The sequence below is a fragment of the Streptomyces sp. NPDC091271 genome (genome assembly GCF_044757505.1).
In the GTDB taxonomy this organism is placed as follows: domain Bacteria; phylum Actinomycetota; class Actinomycetes; order Streptomycetales; family Streptomycetaceae; genus Streptomyces.
In genome coordinates this window covers 88940-105181 of record NZ_JBIVVD010000009.1, presented here as the reverse complement: position 1 = coordinate 105181, position 16242 = coordinate 88940, and the positions used below count along the sequence as shown (strand labels likewise).

Annotated in this window: 14 protein-coding genes and 1 pseudogene; 9 read left to right on the top strand and 6 right to left on the bottom strand. The window is 71.2% G+C overall.

From position 1 onward, the window contains the following. Positions 1–112 precede the first annotated feature (112 nt). Complete coding sequence (locus ACIQM3_RS32765; protein ID WP_401631256.1) at positions 113–889, top strand: HAD family hydrolase; 777 nt, start codon at positions 113–115, stop codon at positions 887–889. A gap of 10 nt (positions 890–899) precedes the next feature. On the opposite strand, the gene ACIQM3_RS32760 is transcribed toward ACIQM3_RS32765, so the two are convergent. Beyond that, the gene (locus ACIQM3_RS32760) at positions 900–1640 is read right to left on the bottom strand and encodes a FadR/GntR family transcriptional regulator (protein WP_401630826.1); all 741 of its coding nucleotides are present in this window, start codon (positions 1638–1640) and stop codon (positions 900–902) included. Positions 1641–1883: 243 nt separating this feature from the next. Here ACIQM3_RS32760 and ACIQM3_RS32755 point away from each other — a divergent pair, with 243 nt between their 5' ends. The 6 genes from ACIQM3_RS32755 to ACIQM3_RS32730 are packed head-to-tail and all read left to right on the top strand — an operon-like array spanning position 1884 to position 7926. Continuing rightward, positions 1884–3245: an MFS transporter gene (locus ACIQM3_RS32755; protein WP_401630824.1), complete on the top strand. Its 1362-nt coding sequence runs from the start codon at positions 1884–1886 to the stop codon at positions 3243–3245. Further along, the gene (locus ACIQM3_RS32750; RefSeq protein WP_401630822.1) at positions 3245–4981 is read left to right on the top strand and encodes a dihydroxyacetone kinase family protein; all 1737 of its coding nucleotides are present in this window, start codon (positions 3245–3247) and stop codon (positions 4979–4981) included. Before ACIQM3_RS32755 ends, ACIQM3_RS32750 begins: the two co-directional genes overlap by 1 nt. Then, the gene (locus ACIQM3_RS32745) at positions 4981–5481 is read left to right on the top strand and encodes a ribose-5-phosphate isomerase (protein ID WP_401630820.1); all 501 of its coding nucleotides are present in this window, start codon (positions 4981–4983) and stop codon (positions 5479–5481) included. The genes ACIQM3_RS32750 and ACIQM3_RS32745 overlap by 1 nt, the downstream gene beginning before the upstream one ends. Then, positions 5481–6275, top strand: coding sequence for a triose-phosphate isomerase family protein (locus ACIQM3_RS32740; protein ID WP_401630818.1), 795 nt, complete (start codon positions 5481–5483; stop codon positions 6273–6275). Before ACIQM3_RS32745 ends, ACIQM3_RS32740 begins: the two co-directional genes overlap by 1 nt. Beyond that, the gene (locus ACIQM3_RS32735) at positions 6263–7057 is read left to right on the top strand and encodes a sugar phosphate isomerase/epimerase family protein (RefSeq protein ID WP_401630816.1); all 795 of its coding nucleotides are present in this window, start codon (positions 6263–6265) and stop codon (positions 7055–7057) included. The genes ACIQM3_RS32740 and ACIQM3_RS32735 overlap by 13 nt, the downstream gene beginning before the upstream one ends. Then, positions 7057–7926, top strand: a complete 870-nt coding sequence (locus tag ACIQM3_RS32730) for a phosphogluconate dehydrogenase C-terminal domain-containing protein (protein WP_401630814.1) — start codon at positions 7057–7059, stop codon at positions 7924–7926. Before ACIQM3_RS32735 ends, ACIQM3_RS32730 begins: the two co-directional genes overlap by 1 nt. 99 nt (positions 7927–8025) lie before the next feature. Here the strand turns inward: ACIQM3_RS32730 and ACIQM3_RS32725 are convergent, their stop codons facing one another. Beyond that, positions 8026–8643 (bottom strand): TetR/AcrR family transcriptional regulator C-terminal domain-containing protein, encoded by a 618-nt coding sequence (locus ACIQM3_RS32725; protein WP_401630812.1) that lies wholly within the window; start codon positions 8641–8643, stop codon positions 8026–8028. Between the two features lie 62 nt (positions 8644–8705). Here ACIQM3_RS32725 and ACIQM3_RS32720 point away from each other — a divergent pair, with 62 nt between their 5' ends. Both ACIQM3_RS32720 and ACIQM3_RS32715 read left to right on the top strand, forming a co-directional pair. Beyond that, on the top strand, positions 8706–10127 hold the full coding sequence (locus ACIQM3_RS32720; RefSeq protein ID WP_401630810.1) for an FAD-dependent monooxygenase: 1422 nt from the start codon (positions 8706–8708) through the stop codon (positions 10125–10127). A gap of 68 nt (positions 10128–10195) precedes the next feature. Beyond that, the gene (locus ACIQM3_RS32715) at positions 10196–11395 is read left to right on the top strand and encodes a hypothetical protein (RefSeq protein ID WP_401630808.1); all 1200 of its coding nucleotides are present in this window, start codon (positions 10196–10198) and stop codon (positions 11393–11395) included. A gap of 56 nt (positions 11396–11451) precedes the next feature. Here the strand turns inward: ACIQM3_RS32715 and ACIQM3_RS32710 are convergent, their stop codons facing one another. From ACIQM3_RS32710 to ACIQM3_RS32695, 4 genes and pseudogenes are all read right to left on the bottom strand, one after another. Beyond that, positions 11452–12936: a peptidoglycan D,D-transpeptidase FtsI family protein gene (locus ACIQM3_RS32710; RefSeq protein WP_401630806.1), complete on the bottom strand. Its 1485-nt coding sequence runs from the start codon at positions 12934–12936 to the stop codon at positions 11452–11454. 135 nt (positions 12937–13071) lie between these two features. After that, positions 13072–13917, bottom strand: coding sequence for an LLM class F420-dependent oxidoreductase (locus ACIQM3_RS32705; protein WP_401630804.1), 846 nt, complete (start codon positions 13915–13917; stop codon positions 13072–13074). Between the two features lie 78 nt (positions 13918–13995). Further along, entirely contained in the window at positions 13996–15564 is a 1569-nt protein-coding gene (locus ACIQM3_RS32700; RefSeq protein WP_401630802.1) for an APC family permease, read from the bottom strand. A gap of 229 nt (positions 15565–15793) precedes the next feature. After that, positions 15794–16237, bottom strand: a pseudogene (locus tag ACIQM3_RS32695) (SDR family NAD(P)-dependent oxidoreductase); the annotation flags it as partial. Positions 16238–16242 lie beyond the last annotated feature (5 nt).

Below are 16242 nucleotides of genomic sequence, written 5' to 3'. Positions count from 1 at the left end.
CATACGAGCGCGTCTCTCCTTCTGGACCAGGGCCTCTTCCCCGCGTAACCGCCCCGTCGGCACTGGCGCCTTGGCCGTTATGTCCCGCTTGCCCCGTAGGCTCGGAGGGGTGATGGAAACGATCGTCTTCGACATCGGAGAAACCCTCGTCCGCGACGACCGCCACTGGGCCTCGTGGGCCGACTGGCTCGGGGTCCCGCCGCACACCGTCAGCGCCTTGGTCGGCGCCGCCGTCGCTCAGGGCCGCGACGGCACCGACGCGTTGCGCATCCTGCGCCCCGGCATGGATGTGGCCGAGGCGTACCACGCCCGGGCGGCGGCCGGGCGGGGCGAGCACCTGGGCGAGGCGGACCTCTACCCCGACGTCCGCCCGGCGCTTGCCGAACTGCGCGCGCTCGGCCTGCGGGTCGTCGTCGCGGGCGACCGGACGGCCCGGGCGGGAGAGCTGCTGCGAGCCCTGGACCTGCCGGCCGACCTGGTCGTCACCTCGGAGGAGTGGGGTGTCACCAAACCGGACCGGGAGTTCTTCGCCCGCGTGCTGGAGGTGTCGGGCGCCTCACCGGAGGCCACCCTGTACGTGGGGGACCACCCCGCCGACGACCTCTTCCCGGCGAAGTCGTCCGGCCTGCGGGCGGCCCACATCCGCCGCGGCCCGTACGGACATTGGTGGGCGGACCACCCGGACGTCCTGGAGACGGCGGACTGGCACATCAGCGCCCTGACCGAACTGCCGGCACTGCTGGGCGGAAACACGCGACGGAGAACGGCATCGGGCCGGCCCGGAACACCCGCGCGGCCCGAGGAGCCCACCTCACCCGAGGATTCCGCCCCGACCGAGCAGCCCGCCCGGCCCGAGGATTCCGCCCCGACCGAGCAGGTACGGGCCTGAGCCCACGCCCCTACGCGTCATCTCCGCGCAGCGAGAGCCGCAGCCGGTCACTGGCCAGCCTCATGTGCTCGGCCATAGCCGCGTCCGCGCCCTCCGGGTCGCCCGCCCGGATCGCGTCGAGCACGGCCCCGTGCTCGTGCAGCGTCCCGCTGACCGTGCCCTCGATGTCTCCCGCCCGCTCCATCCACACCTGGAGCAGCGCCCGGATGGAGTGCAGGATGTCGCTGAGCACCGTGTTGCGGGCGATGTTCGCGGTCTCCAGGTGGAAGGCGATATCGGCGTCGATGAACGCCTTGACGTCCGTCCCCGCCTCCCGCATCCGCTCCAGGTGCTCCTCCAGCCGCTCGACGTCCGCCTCGGACGCCCGGTCCGCGGCCAGCCGCGCCGACATGCCCTCCATGAAGGTGCGGACCTCGACCAGGTCCTGGGTGCGGCGCTGACCGAGCATCAGGCCCCAGTTGATGGCCCGCGGCAGGAACTCCGAGGTCCCCTCGCGGACGTACGAGCCCGAGCCGGGCCTGATCTCGATGATGCCCAGGACGTCCAGCGCGGACAGCGCCCCGCGCACGCTGGACCGCGCGACGCCGAGTGCGTCGGCGAGCTGGCGCTCGGCGGGCAGGCGCGTGCCCGGCTTCAGGTTCCCCTCGGACAGGTGATCAAGGAGCCGCTTGGCCACCTCACTGACCGAGGACTCCCGTACGACGGGGCGCAGAAGTGACGTGAAATCGGGCGCTTCGGGCTGCGTGGACACGCTGACCAGTACATCAGACGGGGCGGCGGAACCCCGGAGCGGGCGGACGATAACGCGCTCATCGGGCCAGGAGAAGAGCTCAGGGGAGCGACCTACGTCACTTTGGTAAATTGGTGACCAATTTAGGATCCAGGGCTAGCTTGGAGTTGTTCACCGGCCGGAAACACAACCTTCCACGGTTCGCCTTCGCCTGCCGGAGTAGACACGGAATCGGACAAAGCGGTCCGCAAGCGAGGAGTCTCCATGGGCGCCACAGCGCATTCAGCGATCGAGAGATCAGCGATCAAGAAGGTCTCGGTCCGGCTCGTCCCCTTCGTGGCCCTGATGTTCTTCGTGAACTACCTGGACCGGACGGCCGTCTCGTTCGCCGAGCCCAACGGCATGGGGCAGGACCTCGCCCTCACCGCGGCGCAGTTCGGCTTCGCCTCCGGCGTCTTCTTCATCGGTTACATCATTCTCGAAGTGCCCAGCAACATGGCGCTGCACAAGTTCGGCGCCCGGCGCTGGCTGGCCAGGATCATGGTGAGCTGGGGCGTCGTCGCCCTCCTCTTCACCTGGGTGCAGAACAGCGAACAGCTCTACACGCTCCGCTTCCTGCTCGGTGTCGCCGAGGCGGGCTTCTTCCCCGGCGCGATCCTCTTCCTCAGCCAGTGGGTGCCCTCCCGGCACCGTACGAAGGTGCTCGGCCTCTTCTACCTGGCGCAGCCCCTGACCACCGTCATCGGCGCCCCGCTGGCCGGGTGGTTCATCAACCAGCACGGGCTCTTCGGCCTCGAGGGCTGGCGCGTGATGTTCCTCGGCGTGTCCATCCCGGCGATCCTGCTGGGTGTCATCGCCTGGTTCTACCTGATCGACAAGCCTGCCGACGCGAAGTGGCTGACCTCCGAGGAGCGGGACTGGCTCACCGATGAGCTCGCCGCCGAGAACGCCGGCAAGACCGGCGCGGACGAGAAGACCAATCACGGCAAGGAGGCCCTGAAGGCCGCCTTCACCAACAGCCGCGTCTGGACACTCGCCCTCATCTACTTCGGCTTCATCTACGGCCTGTACGCACTCGCCTTCTTCCTGCCGACAATCATCAACGGCTTCCAGGAGCAGTTCGGCACGACGTTCAGCGTGATGGACAAGGCCCTGATCACCGCCATCCCGTATCTCCCGGCCGCGATCGTCCTCTACTTCTGGTCCCGCCACGCCACCAGGCACGGCGTCCACACCTGGCACATCGCGGGTCCGGCCGTGGTCGGCGGGATCTCGATCCCCGTCGCCCTCTACATGGGCTCACCGGCCGCCACGGTCGCCGTCATCACCGTCACCGCCTGTGCGATCTTCGCCGCGCTGCCGGTCTTCTGGTCCGTCCCCTCACAGTTCCTGACCGGCGCGACAGCCGCGGCCGGTATCGCCCTGATCAACACCGCGGGCAACGTGGCCGGCTTCGCCGCCGGCTATGTCACCGGCTGGCTGAAGGACTTCAGCGGTGGTTACCACCTGCCGCTGTTCCTCGTCGGGGCCTTCATGCTCATGTCCGCCGCGCTGATGCTGTGGCTCGCCAACCGGTCGAACGGCCGGGGCGCGAACCAGGGCCGGCCCCTCGCAGAGGTCCGCTGATGACCCGCCTGTCCAACGACCCCGCCGCCTTCGCCGACGAGGCACTCGAAGGCTTCGTCGCCGCACACCCCCGCAGGGTCCGCCAGGTCCCCGGCGGCGTGGTCCGGGCCACCCGTACCGCCCCCGGCCAGGTCGCCGTGGTGGTGGGCGGCGGCTCCGGCCACTACCCGGCCTTCTCCGGTCTTGTCGGCCAGGGCCTCGCCCACGGCGCGGCGGTCGGCAACGTCTTCGCCTCCCCCTCCGCCCACCAGGTGCGCCAGGTCGCGCGGGCCGCCGAGACCGGCGGCGGCGTCCTCCTCGCGTACGGGAACTACGCGGGCGACGTCCTGCACTTCGGCCAGGCCGCAGCCCGGCTCACCGCGGAGGGCGTCCCCACCCGCACGCTGGGCGTCACGGACGACATGTCCAGCGCCTCGCCCGACGAGGCGCACAAGCGCCGTGGTGTCGCCGGGGACCTGGTCGTCTTCAAGGCGGCCTCGGCCGCGGCCGAGGCGGGACTGCCGCTGGACGAGGTCACCAGGATCGCCGAGCTGGCGAACGCCCGTACCCGGTCCTTCGGTGTCGCGTTCTCCGGCTGCACCCTGCCGGGCGCCGACCACCCCCTGTTCAGCGTCCCCGAGGGCCGGATGGCCGTCGGGCTGGGCATCCACGGCGAACCCGGCATGGGCGAGCAGCCCGTACCGACCGCCGACGAGGCGGCCGAACTGCTGGTCGCCACCGTCCTCGGCGAGCTTCCCGAAGGCGTCGGATCCCCACGCGGCGAGCGTGCGGCGGTGATCCTCAACGGTCTCGGCTCGGTGAAGTACGAGGAGCTGTTCGTCGTCTACCGCCGGGTCGCCCAACTCCTCGCCGAGGCCGGTGTGGAGACCGTCGACCCCGAGGTCGGCGAGCTGGTCACCAGCTTCGACATGGCCGGTGTCTCGCTCACCCTGTGCTGGCTCACCGACGAGCTGGAGCCCCTGTGGACGGCCCCGGCCGACGCCCCCGCCTACCGCAAGGGCTCCGTCGAGGCGGCGGACCTGTTCGCACCCGGCCCGTCGGCGGAGACGGCCGAGGAGACCGTCCCGTCCGCCACCGACGCCTCCCGCGAGGCGGCCCGCACGGCCCTCACCGCCCTGCGCGTCCTCAAGGAGACCGTCGACGTCCACGCCGAGGAGCTCGGCCGGATCGACGCGGTCGCCGGGGACGGCGACCACGGCATCGGCATGCAGCGCGGCTCCACCGGGGCGTACGAGGCGGCCGCCCGCGCCGTAGCGCTCGGCGCCGGTGCAGAAACGCTTCTGCACCGGGCCGCCGATGCCTGGGCGGACCGGGCCGGCGGCACCTCCGGTGCCCTGTGGGGCTGCATGCTCCGGGCGCTCGGCAGCACCCTCGGCGACACCGAGCGGCCCACGGCCCCCCTCGTCGCCACCGGGGTCGCCCGGGCCACGGCCGGCGTGATGGAGCTGGGGAAGGCGGAGGTCGGCGACAAGACCATGGTCGACGTCCTCGTCCCCTTCTCCTACGCGCTCACGGCCGCCACCGAGGCGGGACAGCCCCTGGCCACCGCCTGGGACACGGCCGCCCACTCCGCGTCCGCCGCCGCCGAGGCCACGGCGGACCTGCTCCCCCGGATGGGCCGCGCCCGCCCGCACGCCGGGAAGAGCCTCGGCACCCCGGACGCCGGAGCCCACTCGCTCGCCCTGATCGTCCGTGCCGTGCACGACGTGTTCGTACCCACCCTGGAGAACCACTGATGTCCGAGAAGCGGTCCGAGAAGCCGTCCGGGAAGCTCCGCGTCGTCGTCGGCTCCGACGACGCCGGCTACGCGTACAAGGAAGCCCTCAGGAAGGACCTGGAGGCCAGCGGCCTCGTCGAAGCCGTCACCGATGTCGGTGTCGACGCCGACGGGCACACCGCCTACCCGAAGGTCGCCATCGCCGCGGCCGAGATGGTCGCCCGCGGCGAGGCCGACCGCGCCCTGCTGGTCTGCGGCACGGGCCTCGGCGTGGCCATCGCCGCCAACAAGGTCAGGGGGATCCGGGCCGTCACCGCCCACGACTCCTTCTCCGTCGAGCGCGCGGTGCTCTCCAACAACGCCCAGGTCCTCACCTTCGGCCAGCGCGTCGTCGGTCTGGAGCTGGCCCGCCGGCTGGCCTCCGAGTGGCTGACGTACCGCTTCGACGAGGCGTCGGCGTCGGCCGCCAAGGTCGCGCTGATGGACGACTACGAGAACAAGCAGGAAGCCGCAGCCTGATGCCCGCGCGGAACCGCCCCCAGGTCACGATCGGGGTGAGCCTGAAGATGTACTTCGGCCACCACGAGACCCTCAACTGGGCCCGCAGCATCGCGGATCTGGCCGCCCGGCACCCGGCCGTCACCGACGGCACGGCCGAGCTTTTCGTGCTGCCCGCCTTCCCCGCACTCGTCCCGGTCACCGGCATCGTCGCCGGCACCCAGGTGCGGACCGGGGCGCAGGACCTGGCGACCGAGGACTCCGGTCCGTACACCGGCGAGGTCAGCGGCGCGCACCTGCACGAGATCGGCGCCCGCTACGCCGAGGTCGGGCACGCCGAGCGCCGCCGGCTCTTCGGCGAGGGCGACACGGTCGTCGCCGCCAAAACGGCCGCCGCCCTGCGCAACGGGCTGACCCCGGTGCTCTGCGTCGGCGAACTCGACCAGGTGTCCCCCGCCGAGGCGGCCGCCCGCACGGTCGCCGAGGCCGAACGCGTCCTGGCCACGGCGGCCCACGACGGCCCCCTCGCCCCGGTCGTCCTCGCGTACGAACCGCAGTGGGCCATCGGCGCCCCCCGGCCCGCCTCGCCCGAGCACATCCGCACGGTCTGCGAGGCCCTCACGGCCTGGCTCGCCACCCAGCCCTCCCTGTCCGGCAGCCGCGTGATCTACGGCGGCAGCGCGGGCCCGGGCCTGCTGACCGAGCTGGGCCCGTGCGTCGACGGCCTGTTCCTCGGCCGCTTCGCCCACGACCCGGCCGCGGTGGAACGCATCCTCGACGAGGCGCGGGAAGGGGCCGCCGCGTGTACGGCCTGAGCACCTACGCCTTCTTCTGGCGCATATCGGACAGGGCCCCCCGCCCCCTCACCCTCCAGGAGATGCTCGCGCAGACCCGGGAGCTGGGCGGCGAGGTCTTCCAGATCTGCGACTACCCGCTGATCGAGTCGTACGACGACGACCAGCTCGACGCCCTGCGCGCCACCGCCGCCGGACACGGCATCACGCTGGAGCTGGGCACCAGGGGCGTACGCACGGAGCACCTCTCCGCCTACCTCCGCATCGCTCGGCGCCTGGGCGTCACCCTGGTCCGCTCCATGCTGAACACGGCGGACCACCGGCCGTCCGTCGCTGAGGCCACGACGCTCCTGCGCGAAGCCGTCCCCGCCTATGCGGCGGCAGGCGTCACGCTGGGCCTGGAGACCTACGAACAGGTCTCCACCGAGGACCTGCTGGCCGTCGTACGCGGTGTGGACAGCCCGAACCTCGGCGTCGTCCTCGACCCGGGCAACAGCGTCGCCCGGCTGGAGCGCCCGGTGGACGTCGTCGACGCCACCGCCCCGTACGTGGTGAACATCCACGTCAAGGACTTCTCGTTCTCCCGCCGGGACGGCTGGGTCGGCTTCACCTTCGCCGGCTGCCTTCTCGGCGAAGGCCTCCTCGACTACGACCACATGATCCGCGAGGTCGGTCCCGACGAGCGTGGCATCAACCAGATCGTGGAGCACTGGCTCCCCTGGCAGGGCGGTTTCGAGGAAACCGCCCGCCTGGAGGACCGGTGGACCCGGCACAGCATCAACACCCTTCTGAGGAGCAAGTAATGGCCACCGGATCCAGGACCGTCGCCGTCATCGGGGCCGCGGGCAAGATGGGCCAGCGCGTCTCGAACAACCTGGTCAAGAGCGACTTCACCACCCTCTTCGCCGAGAACTCCCCCAAGGGCCAGGAGCTGATCCGTGAGCTCGGCCGCGAGCTCACGGACAGCGCCGACGCCGCCGCACAGGCCGACGTCGTGATCCTCGCCGTCCCGGATGTCGTCCTCGGCACGGTCTCCGAGCAGCTCGTCCCGGTCATGAAGCCCGGCGCGATCCTGCTGACCCTGGACCCGGCCGCCGCGTACGCCGGTCTGCTGACCCGTCGCGCGGACGTGCACAACGCCGTGGCGCACCCCTGCCACCCGTCGGTGTTCCTGGAGCGCACGACGAAGGAGGAGTGGGCGGACACCTTCGGTGGCATCGCCGCCCCGCAGGAGGTCGTCGCCTCCTTCGAGCCCGCCGCCGAGGCCGCCGACCCGGCGGCCCAGGAGCTGGCCGAGGCCGTCATCTCCACGATGTACGCCCCGGTCGTCGAGGTGCACTGGGTGACGGTCAAGCAGCTCGCGGTCCTGGAGCCGACCCTCGTCGAGACGATCGCCTGCATGGTCGGCGCCCTGCTGACAGAAGCCCTCCACGAGACGGTCCACACGGTGGGCGTCCCGGAGAAGGCGGCCCGCGCGATGCTGCTCGGCCACACCCAGGTCGCGCTGGCCAACACGCTCAAGGGCTCGAACCCGTTCTCCGACGCGTGCCTGATCGCGATGGACTACGGGCGGGAGTCGATCGTCCGCGACGACTGGAAGAACGTCTTCAAGGACGACGAGCTCGACAAGGTCATCACGCGGATGCTCAAGATCAAGGAGATCAAGCGCTGACCCGGTCCTGACACCGGCGCCACCGCTCAGATCCCCGCGAAACCGGGCCGGGCTCTCCATCAGGGGTGGAGGGTCCGGCCCTTCGCATGCCCTCTCGCCTCACACCCGGAGGATGCGGGAGATCCCGTAGTCGAAGCGCGCGTCGAAGGAGGCGTCCTCGAAGTGCTCGGCGGCCCGGGAGAGTGACGGGTACTCCCCCGCGTCCAGCCGTCGGGCGAACGCCGGGCCCCTCGCGTCCGGCAGCGCCTGCTCCTCCTGGGCCAGCCCGAGGGTGAAGTAGACCAGGGTCCAGGCCGTCCAGACCGCCTCCCGCTCCCGCAGTCCGCCGGCCAGCAGCGCCTCGACCGTCAGCTCGGCGAAACGGAGCGTGGCGGGCTCGGCGGCGTACGTGCCGGCCACGATCCTGGCTCCGTCCCGGTGGGCGAGCAGAGCCCGGCGATAGCGGTGGAACAGCTCGCGGACGCGGGGTTCCCAGGGGCCGGGCAGCCCTTCCACGGGCACCTCGGCCAGGATCGCGTCCGCCATCAGCTCCAGCAGCCGCGCCTTGGTCTTGGCGTGCCAGAGCACGGTGTTCATCCGTACGCCGAGCTGGTCCGCGATGCCCCGGATCGAGAGCCCGTCCGCGCCCTTCTCGTCCAGCAGCTCCAGCCCCGCCCGCACCACCGCGTCAGGGCCGAGCCGGGTGGGCGCGGGGTTCTCCGCTTGCTTCTTGGTCACCGACCTAGTCTACTGGGCACACATTTCATTGGTCACTGACCAAGAGCATGAGGAGCCGCCCCATGGAACACGTCGTCATCGCGGGAGGCGGGCCCACCGGCCTGTGGCTGGCCGCCGAACTGCGCCTGACCGGGACGCCCGTCACCGTCCTGGAAGCCAGGCACGAGCGCGACCCCCACTCGAAGGCCCTCACCCTCCACCCCCGCACGCTGGAAATCCTGGCCTTCCGGGGTGCCGTCGACCCCTTCCTCGCCGAAGGGCGGCGTATCCCCAGCGGGCACTTCGGCGGCCTGGACGACCGGATGGACTTCAGCGTCCTGGACACCCCGTACCCCTTCACGCTCGCCCTGCCGCAGGCCCGCACCGAGGAGCTGCTGGAGGAACACGCCCTGGCGGCAGGTGCCGACATCCGGCGCGGGCACCGGGTGACCGGCCTCACCCAGGACGAGGACGGGGTGACCCTGAACACCACCGGCCCCGAGGGCCCGTACACCCTGCGCGCCGCGTACGCCGTCGGCTGCGACGGCACCCGGAGCACCGTGCGCGAGGCCGCCGGCATCGCGTTCCCCGGCACCGACGCCACGACGTGGGGCTGGCTCGGCGACGTCGTCCTGGACGCCCCACCGGAGGGTGCGGTGTACGCCGCGTCGGGTCCGGCCGGTGGCGTCATGGTCGTCCCGATGCCGGAGGGCGTCCACCGGATCGTCGGCGGCGACCCGGACAGCAACGGTCCGGACCACCCGGGCGAACTGACCCTGGACGCCCTCCGCGCCAAGGTGAACCGGATCGCCGGCACCGACTTCGGGATGCGCGACCCGAGCTGGCTCTCCCGGTTCGGCAACGCCACCCGCCAGGCCGCCTCCTACCGCAAGGGCCGCGTCCTGCTCGCGGGCGACGCCGCGCACATGCACTACCCGGCCGGAGGCGTCGGCCTCAACGTCGGCCTCCAGGACGCGACGAACCTCGGCTGGAAGCTGGCCACGACCCTGGCGGGCACGGCCCCGGACGGCCTCCTGGACAGCTACCACACCGAACGCCACCCGGTGGGCGCCGACCTGCTGACCGGCACCCGGGCGCAGACGGCGCTGATGAACGCCCGCTCGGCCGAGGGCGAGGACCTGCGCGCCCTGCTCAGCGAACTCATCGCCACCGTCCCCGAGTTCTCCCGGAACCTGGCCGAACGGCTCTCGGCGCTGAACGTCGCCTACCCCGCGCCCCTCGACCAGCCCGGCCACCCCTTGACGGGCCGCCGCGCACCCAACCTCGAACTCGCCGACGGCACCGACCTGTTCACTGCCCTCCACTCCGGCCGATACGTCCTCCTCGGCTTCGCCGGCACCCCCGCGCCGATGCCCGGAGCCCTCACCCGTGCCGCGTCCCGGCCCTGCACCCGCCCCGCCTGGTCCACCGTGCACACCGCGCTCATCCGCCCGGACGGGCACGTCGCCCGGGCGAGCGATGTCCCCGACGTGATCCGGACGTGATCGCCGGCCCGTAATCTCCCTCCGGTCAGGGGGATCCACGGGGTGAACGGACAAGCGGGGGGCAGCACATGAGATACGGGCGCGCGGCGATACCGGTACTGGCCGGAGGGGTGCTGCTCACGGCGCTTCTGTGGTGGGCGGGGGCCAGCGCGAGCGCGCTGCATCTCCAGGGCGCCACCGACGTGCTCGGGGGCCGGGTGGTCGCCGATCTCCAGCAATGGCTCTCGCCATGGTCGTACGATCCCCCGGACTCGGTCCGCTTCGGCACCGGGGTGCTGGGGGACATCGCGGACCCTGCCTCGGCCGACCCCGAGCGCTATCTCTCGCTGTACGAGACGGGCATGCAGATCCGGTTCGCCGCGGTCTTCGTCTTCTTCATGGCAGGGGCGCTGGTGCTCGTGCGCAGGCTGCCTCCGGTGAACCGGCGGGTGCCGGCCGCGCTGCTCGCGGTGTGGGCCTGGGGCGTGGTCGCCGGAATGCTGGCGGCGACCGTCTCCGCACCGTGGCTCATCGCCTCGCACGGGCACGGCAGTTACCGCCTCCTGCCCCAGCTGGCGAGCATGACCTCCTCCGGGCAGCAGATCAACGTGGTGGCCTCGCTCGTCGCGGCGGTCGTCACCGTGCTCGTGGCGCGGATCACCGCCAAGGGCGCCGGCCCGCTGCCGCTGCGAGCCGTTCCGGTGGGGGCGGCCCGCCTGGCCGCGACCGCCGGCACCGCCGTGGTCGCCCTCTCCTTGGTGGTCCTCTCCTACGAGTCCGTGGCGGCGTCCATCCAGACGGTCTCCCTCTCCGGCGGGCTGCTCTCCGAGCCGGGCGACCTGCTGCGCGCATGGCTGCTGCTCGGCGGCTGGAACGCCCCGACGGCCGGCTCCCCCGGTCTCTGGTTCCTGTACCGCCTCGCCGACGTGCTGCTGCTCGCCGTGGTGTGGTGGGCGCTGCGGCTGCTGCCCGTCCTGCTGACCCGGGCCACCGTGCCGGCGACGGCGGTCGGCGGGGTCTGCGCGACGGTCGTCGGGCTGCTGGCGAGCCAGCTGTTCCAGTTCGCGGTGATCGGAACGGACTCGGGCCTGCGGTGGGGCGGGCAGTACCTGACCGGCGCCCTCGGCGGCCACGTCCCGGCCGCCCTGACCTGGGGCCTTCTGGCCGGTCTCACCGCCGCCGTGACCCTGCGACTGGCCGGAGGCGGCGCGGAGAACGCCGAGCCGTTGTTCTCCGTCCCGCCGGTCGCGCCGGCGCCCGCGGAGCTGCCGGACCGGTCCGCCGGATGACCGCAGCCCCCGTCCGGTGCGTCACCGGGCGGGGGCTGCGGTTCACAGGGGCCCGGTTACTTCCCCAGCACCGCCTTCATCACGTCCTTCGCGATCGGGCCGCCCAGGCCGCCGCCGGAGATGTCCGAACGGGAGATGTCCATCGCCGTCGGGTCGATGAACACAGCGACCGCCACGGACTGGCCGTCGGCCTTCTTGCCGTACGAGACGAACCAGCCGTACGGGACTTCCTTGCTCACGTCGTCGCCGCGCTGGGCCGTACCCGTCTTGCCGCCCACCGTCACACCGTCGATCAGGGCGCGCTTCGCGCTGCCCTCCTTGGCGGTGAACTCCATCATCTCCTGGACCTTCTTCGCCGTCTCCTCGGAGACCGCCTCGCTCTTGAGCTGCGGCTCGTGCTCCTCCAGCGTGGAGAGGTCCGGGCCGTCCAGCTTCTCCACGATGTACGGCTGCATCAGCTTGCCGTCGTTGGCGAGGGCCGCCGTGACCATCGCCATCTGCATCGGGGTGCTCGTGAGGCTGCCCTGGCCCATGCCGGTGAGGGCGGTGCCGGGCTTGTCGAGCTTCTCGGGGTAGAGGCTCTTGGTGGCGAGCATGTCGCCGAAGGCCTCGGAGTAGACGTCCGCGTTGAAGCCGAACTTCTCGGCCGTCTCGCGCATCCCCTGGTCGCCCACCTTGAGGGCGGCGTCCAGGAAGACGTTGTTGCAGGAGTACTGCATGGCCGTCTTCATCGACGCCTTGTTGCAGACCGCGTCGCCGGCCTCACTGCTGATCTTGCTCGACGACAGCGGCAGCGGGTACGGGGAGACCGCGTCGGTAGGAGCGTCGACGTCCGTGACGACGCCGTGTTCCAGGGCCGCGGCGGCCGTGAGGATCTTGAAGGTGGAGCCGGGCGGGAAGGTCTCGCGCAGCGGCCGGTTGGCCAGCGGCTTGCCCTTGTCGTCGACCAGCGCCTGGAACTTGTCGCCCTCCTTGAAGGAGTTGCCGGCGAAGACCGAGGGGTCGTACGAGGGCGTCGAGACCAGGGCGAGGACCTTGCCCGTCGACGGTTCGATGGCGACGACCGCCCCCCGGGCGTCCAGGTCGCTCAGGCCCTTGTAGCCCGCCTCCTGTGCCTTCGGGTCGATGGTGGTGACCACATTGCCGCCGCGCCGCTCCTCACCGGTGAGGATGTCCTTGGCCTGCTGGAAGGCGAAGCGCTCGTCCTCGCCGCTGAGGACGCTGTCGTACGTGTTCTCCAGGAGGGACATGCCCTGAGCCTGGGATGCGTAGCCGGTGACGGGGGCGTACATCGGACCCTGTTTGAACGTCCGCTGGTACTTGAAGTCGGTCCCCTCGACCTCCTTCGACCCCGTGACCGCCTTGCCGCCCACGATGATGTCGCCACGCGGGGTGGCGAACTGGGTGATCTTGACCCGCCGGTTGTGCTCGTGGGTGGCCAGCTCCTCGCTCTGCGCGTACTGGAGCCAGTTGGTCCGTATCAGCAGGGCAAGCATCAGCAGCCCGCAGAAAATGGCTATGTGCCGCAACGGCCTGTTCATCGTGCTCCCGCTCCCAGGCAGCCGAGCACACACGCACACGGGCCGCACCATCGATGTCCGGAGGTGATAGATGCGATTTTAGCGTCGATGGTTGCACGGGAGGTCACGGCCGATGGCTTCCGGGCCACAGTTCCCTCACACATGGGCGGCGTAGGCGTCCAGAGCGCGTAGCACCTCCGCCTCCCCGGCCGGGGGCAGTTGGAGGACGACCTCGTCGATGCCGAGATCCGCGTAGTACGCCAGCTTTCCCGGGGAGGGCCTGACTGCGTAGGGCACCACCTGGAGCTGCTCCGGGTCGCGGCCGCCCCCCTCCCAGGCGGCGCGCAGCTTCGGCACGGACTCCGACAGGCCACGCCCGCCGATCGGCAGCCAGCCGTCCGCGTCCCGGGCGATCTGCGCGAACAGCTTCGGTCCCGCCGCCCCGCCGATGAGGGTGCGCGGGCCGTTCACCGGGCCGCGCGGCGCCTGCACCGGCTTCGGGTAGGCATGGCTCGCCCGGACGGAGCCGAACTCACCCTCGTACGCCGTTGGTTCCTCCGCCCAGAGGGCACGCATCAGGGCCAGCCGGTCGCTGCCGAGGGCGCGCCGGGTCGACCACTCCACACCGTGGTCGGCGGCCTCCTCCACATTCCAGCCGAAGCCGACGCCGAGGGTGAACCGGCCGCCGGACAGGTGGTCGAGCGTGGCGGCCTGCTTCGCCAGGTCGATGGGGTCGTGCTGGGCGATCAGCGTGATGCCGGTGCCGAGGGCAAGCCGTTCGGTGACGGCGGCGGCCTGTCCCAGGGCGACGAAGGGGTCGAGGGTGCGGCCGTATTCGGGCGGCAGTTCGCCGCCTGCCGGATACGGGGTCTCCCGGCTCACGGGGATGTGGGTGTGCTCGGGCAGATACAGCCCGGCGAACCCCCGCTGTTCCAGCTCGCGAGCGAGCCGGACCGGTGTGATCGTCTCGTCGGTGAGGAAGATCGTTGTGGCGATCCGCATGCGAGGCACCTCCGTCGTCGTCCGTGACTGTCCCAACGTAAGCCGTGCGGCGGGTGAATCGGAGCCTCGCCAGGTGATTCAGTCCTGCACGACCAGCGCCGGGGTCTCCTTCGTCAGCACCTCACCCCGGAAGAACGCCGGGCCTCGGCGCCGCATGGCCTCCATCAGCACCACACCGAGCAGCAGCAGCCCGACACCGATGACGAAGACGGAGCCGACGCCGAACACGGAGGAACCGGAGCCGTACGCCGGGTCCCACATGTCGTACAGCGTCTTGCCGAAGACCGCCGTGAGCAGGATGCCGCCGACGACCGGGAACAGGCCCTTGAAGACGAGGTCGCGGGCGGACCGGGTGAGGTCGGCGCGGAAGTACCAGGCGCAGGCGAAGGCCGTGAGCGCGTAGTAGAAGCAGATCATCAGGCCGAGTGCGTAGATCGTGTCGACCAGGACGTGCTCGCTGACCAGGGTCATCACCGTGTAGAACACCCCGGTCGCGACACCCGCGACGACCGTGGCCCTGCCGGGCGTACGGAAGCGGGGGTGGACCTTGGCGTACGAGGCGGGCAGGGCCTCGTACGCCGCCATCGCCAGGACCGTGCGCGCCACCGGGATGAACGTGGTCTGCAGGCTCGCGGCGGCCGAGGCCAGCACCGCGACGAAGAGCAGGATGCCGAGGCCGGGGCCCATGACCGGGCCGGCCAGGGCGGCGAAGACGTTGTCGGAGGTGTCCGGGTTCGCGAGGCCAAGACCCGAGCCGCCGGTGCCGACGGCCATCTGGGCGGCGATGCCGGTGGCGAGGTAGGAGCCGACCAGGACGACCATCGCGATGAGTGCGGCGCGGCCGGGCGTCTTCTCAGCTCCGGTGGTCTCCTCGTTGGCGGTGAGACAGGTGTCCCAGCCCCAGAACATGAAGATGGAGAGGGACAGCCCCGCGGTGAAGGCGCCGAAGGACTGGACGGCGAACGGGTTCAGCCAGGACCAGGAGAAGTGCGTCGAGGTCGCGGTGAAGTCGCCGTCGGCCGCCTTCTGCACGGCCATCGCGACGAACACCGCGAGGACCACGAGCTGGAGGGCCACGAGGGTGTACTGGAGGCCCTTGGTGGCCGTCATCCCCCGGTAGCTGATCGCCGTCGCCACAGCGATGAGGAGGAGGCACGTGAGGATGTGGACCGGCTTGCTGTCGTCCAGGGCGGCCACCGGGCCGCTGCCGGTGATCTCGCCGGCCAGCAGCCAGAAGTAGGAGGTGGCGACGCCCGCGAGGTTCGACAGGACGATGATCGTGGCGATCACCAGGCCCCAGCCGCACATCCAGCCCAGTCGCGGCCCGAAGGCCTTCACCGTCCAGGTGAACGAGGTGCCGCAGTCCGGCACGGCCTTGTTGAGCTCCCGGTACGCGAAGGCGACCAGCAGCATCGGGAGGAACCCGGCCAGGAACACGGCGGGCATCTGCACGCCGACCTCACCGGCGGTGGAGCCGAGGGTGGAGGTCAGGCAGTACACCGGGGCGACGGTGGAGATACCGAGCACGGCACTGCCCATCAGGCCGACGGAGTTCCCGCCGAGCCCCTTGTCGCGTACGCCGCCGTCGGCCGGGGCGGTTCCCCGTACCGTGTCTCCGGCCTGTGGCCGCGCGTCCAGCTCTGTCATGGAGAGGACGCTATGCGCTGCGATTTCCATATCCGGAGGATGAGACTCCGACGTCTCACCCTTGATTACCCACGCCCTGGCGGCAATTGACCGCACACATCGAAAGCTTCAGATGAACATGACCTTGCATTCAATGACCCACACGTGGGCGTACAGGTGTACGGGAATCGCACCCCTGTCCTTTTTGTGATGATTCAAAATTTGTCCGTCGCGTGTCTGGGCCCTGCAGGACGCCCCCGTCGGCGCGGATGTTCCGGCCGGTGACCCGGGGCCCTCCCGGGCCGGCGAGAAGGGCGATGACGTCCGCCACGCGCCCGACTCCCCCAGGCGTCCCAGCGAGGCCATCGCGACCGCCCTCTCCAGGCCCTGGGGTGTGCTGCTCGATGGCGCCCTTGCTCGCGGCGTACGGGGCGCTCCCGGGGACGGGGAAGACGGTGTTCGGAGTGGGCACGCTCACGATCCGGCCGGCGGCGGGCGCGGCGAGGTCCAGCCGGAGAGAGGTGGCGGTGCCTTCCTCCCGCTCCGCCGGCCGCACGACCTCGTCCGCGGCCTCCTGGTTCCGCGCGTAGTTGAAGACCACGTCGGCCCCGTCCCGCGCGAGGCGCAGGACGGCCCGCCCGATGCCTCGTGAACCGCCGGTGACGACAGCCGTCCTGCCCTTGAGCACCGCCATGATGC

Bases quoted from the DNA above. Each gene is read 5' to 3' on its own strand.
- ACIQM3_RS32745 (WP_401630820.1), top strand. From the start codon at position 4,981: ATGTCCGAGAAGCGGTCCGAGAAGCCGTCCGGGAAGCTCCGCGTCGTC.
- ACIQM3_RS32715 (WP_401630808.1), top strand. From the start codon at position 10,196: ATGAGATACGGGCGCGCGGCGATACCGGTACTGGCCGGAGGGGTGCTG.
- ACIQM3_RS32710 (WP_401630806.1), bottom strand. From the start codon at position 12,936: ATGAACAGGCCGTTGCGGCACATAGCCATTTTCTGCGGGCTGCTGATG.
- ACIQM3_RS32765 (WP_401631256.1), top strand. From the start codon at position 113: ATGGAAACGATCGTCTTCGACATCGGAGAAACCCTCGTCCGCGACGAC.
- ACIQM3_RS32755 (WP_401630824.1), top strand. From the start codon at position 1,884: ATGGGCGCCACAGCGCATTCAGCGATCGAGAGATCAGCGATCAAGAAG.
- ACIQM3_RS32700 (WP_401630802.1), bottom strand. From the start codon at position 15,564: ATGACAGAGCTGGACGCGCGGCCACAGGCCGGAGACACGGTACGGGGA.
- ACIQM3_RS32720 (WP_401630810.1), top strand. From the start codon at position 8,706: ATGGAACACGTCGTCATCGCGGGAGGCGGGCCCACCGGCCTGTGGCTG.
- ACIQM3_RS32705 (WP_401630804.1), bottom strand. From the start codon at position 13,917: ATGCGGATCGCCACAACGATCTTCCTCACCGACGAGACGATCACACCG.
- ACIQM3_RS32740 (WP_401630818.1), top strand. From the start codon at position 5,481: ATGCCCGCGCGGAACCGCCCCCAGGTCACGATCGGGGTGAGCCTGAAG.
- ACIQM3_RS32730 (WP_401630814.1), top strand. From the start codon at position 7,057: ATGGCCACCGGATCCAGGACCGTCGCCGTCATCGGGGCCGCGGGCAAG.
- ACIQM3_RS32750 (WP_401630822.1), top strand. From the start codon at position 3,245: ATGACCCGCCTGTCCAACGACCCCGCCGCCTTCGCCGACGAGGCACTC.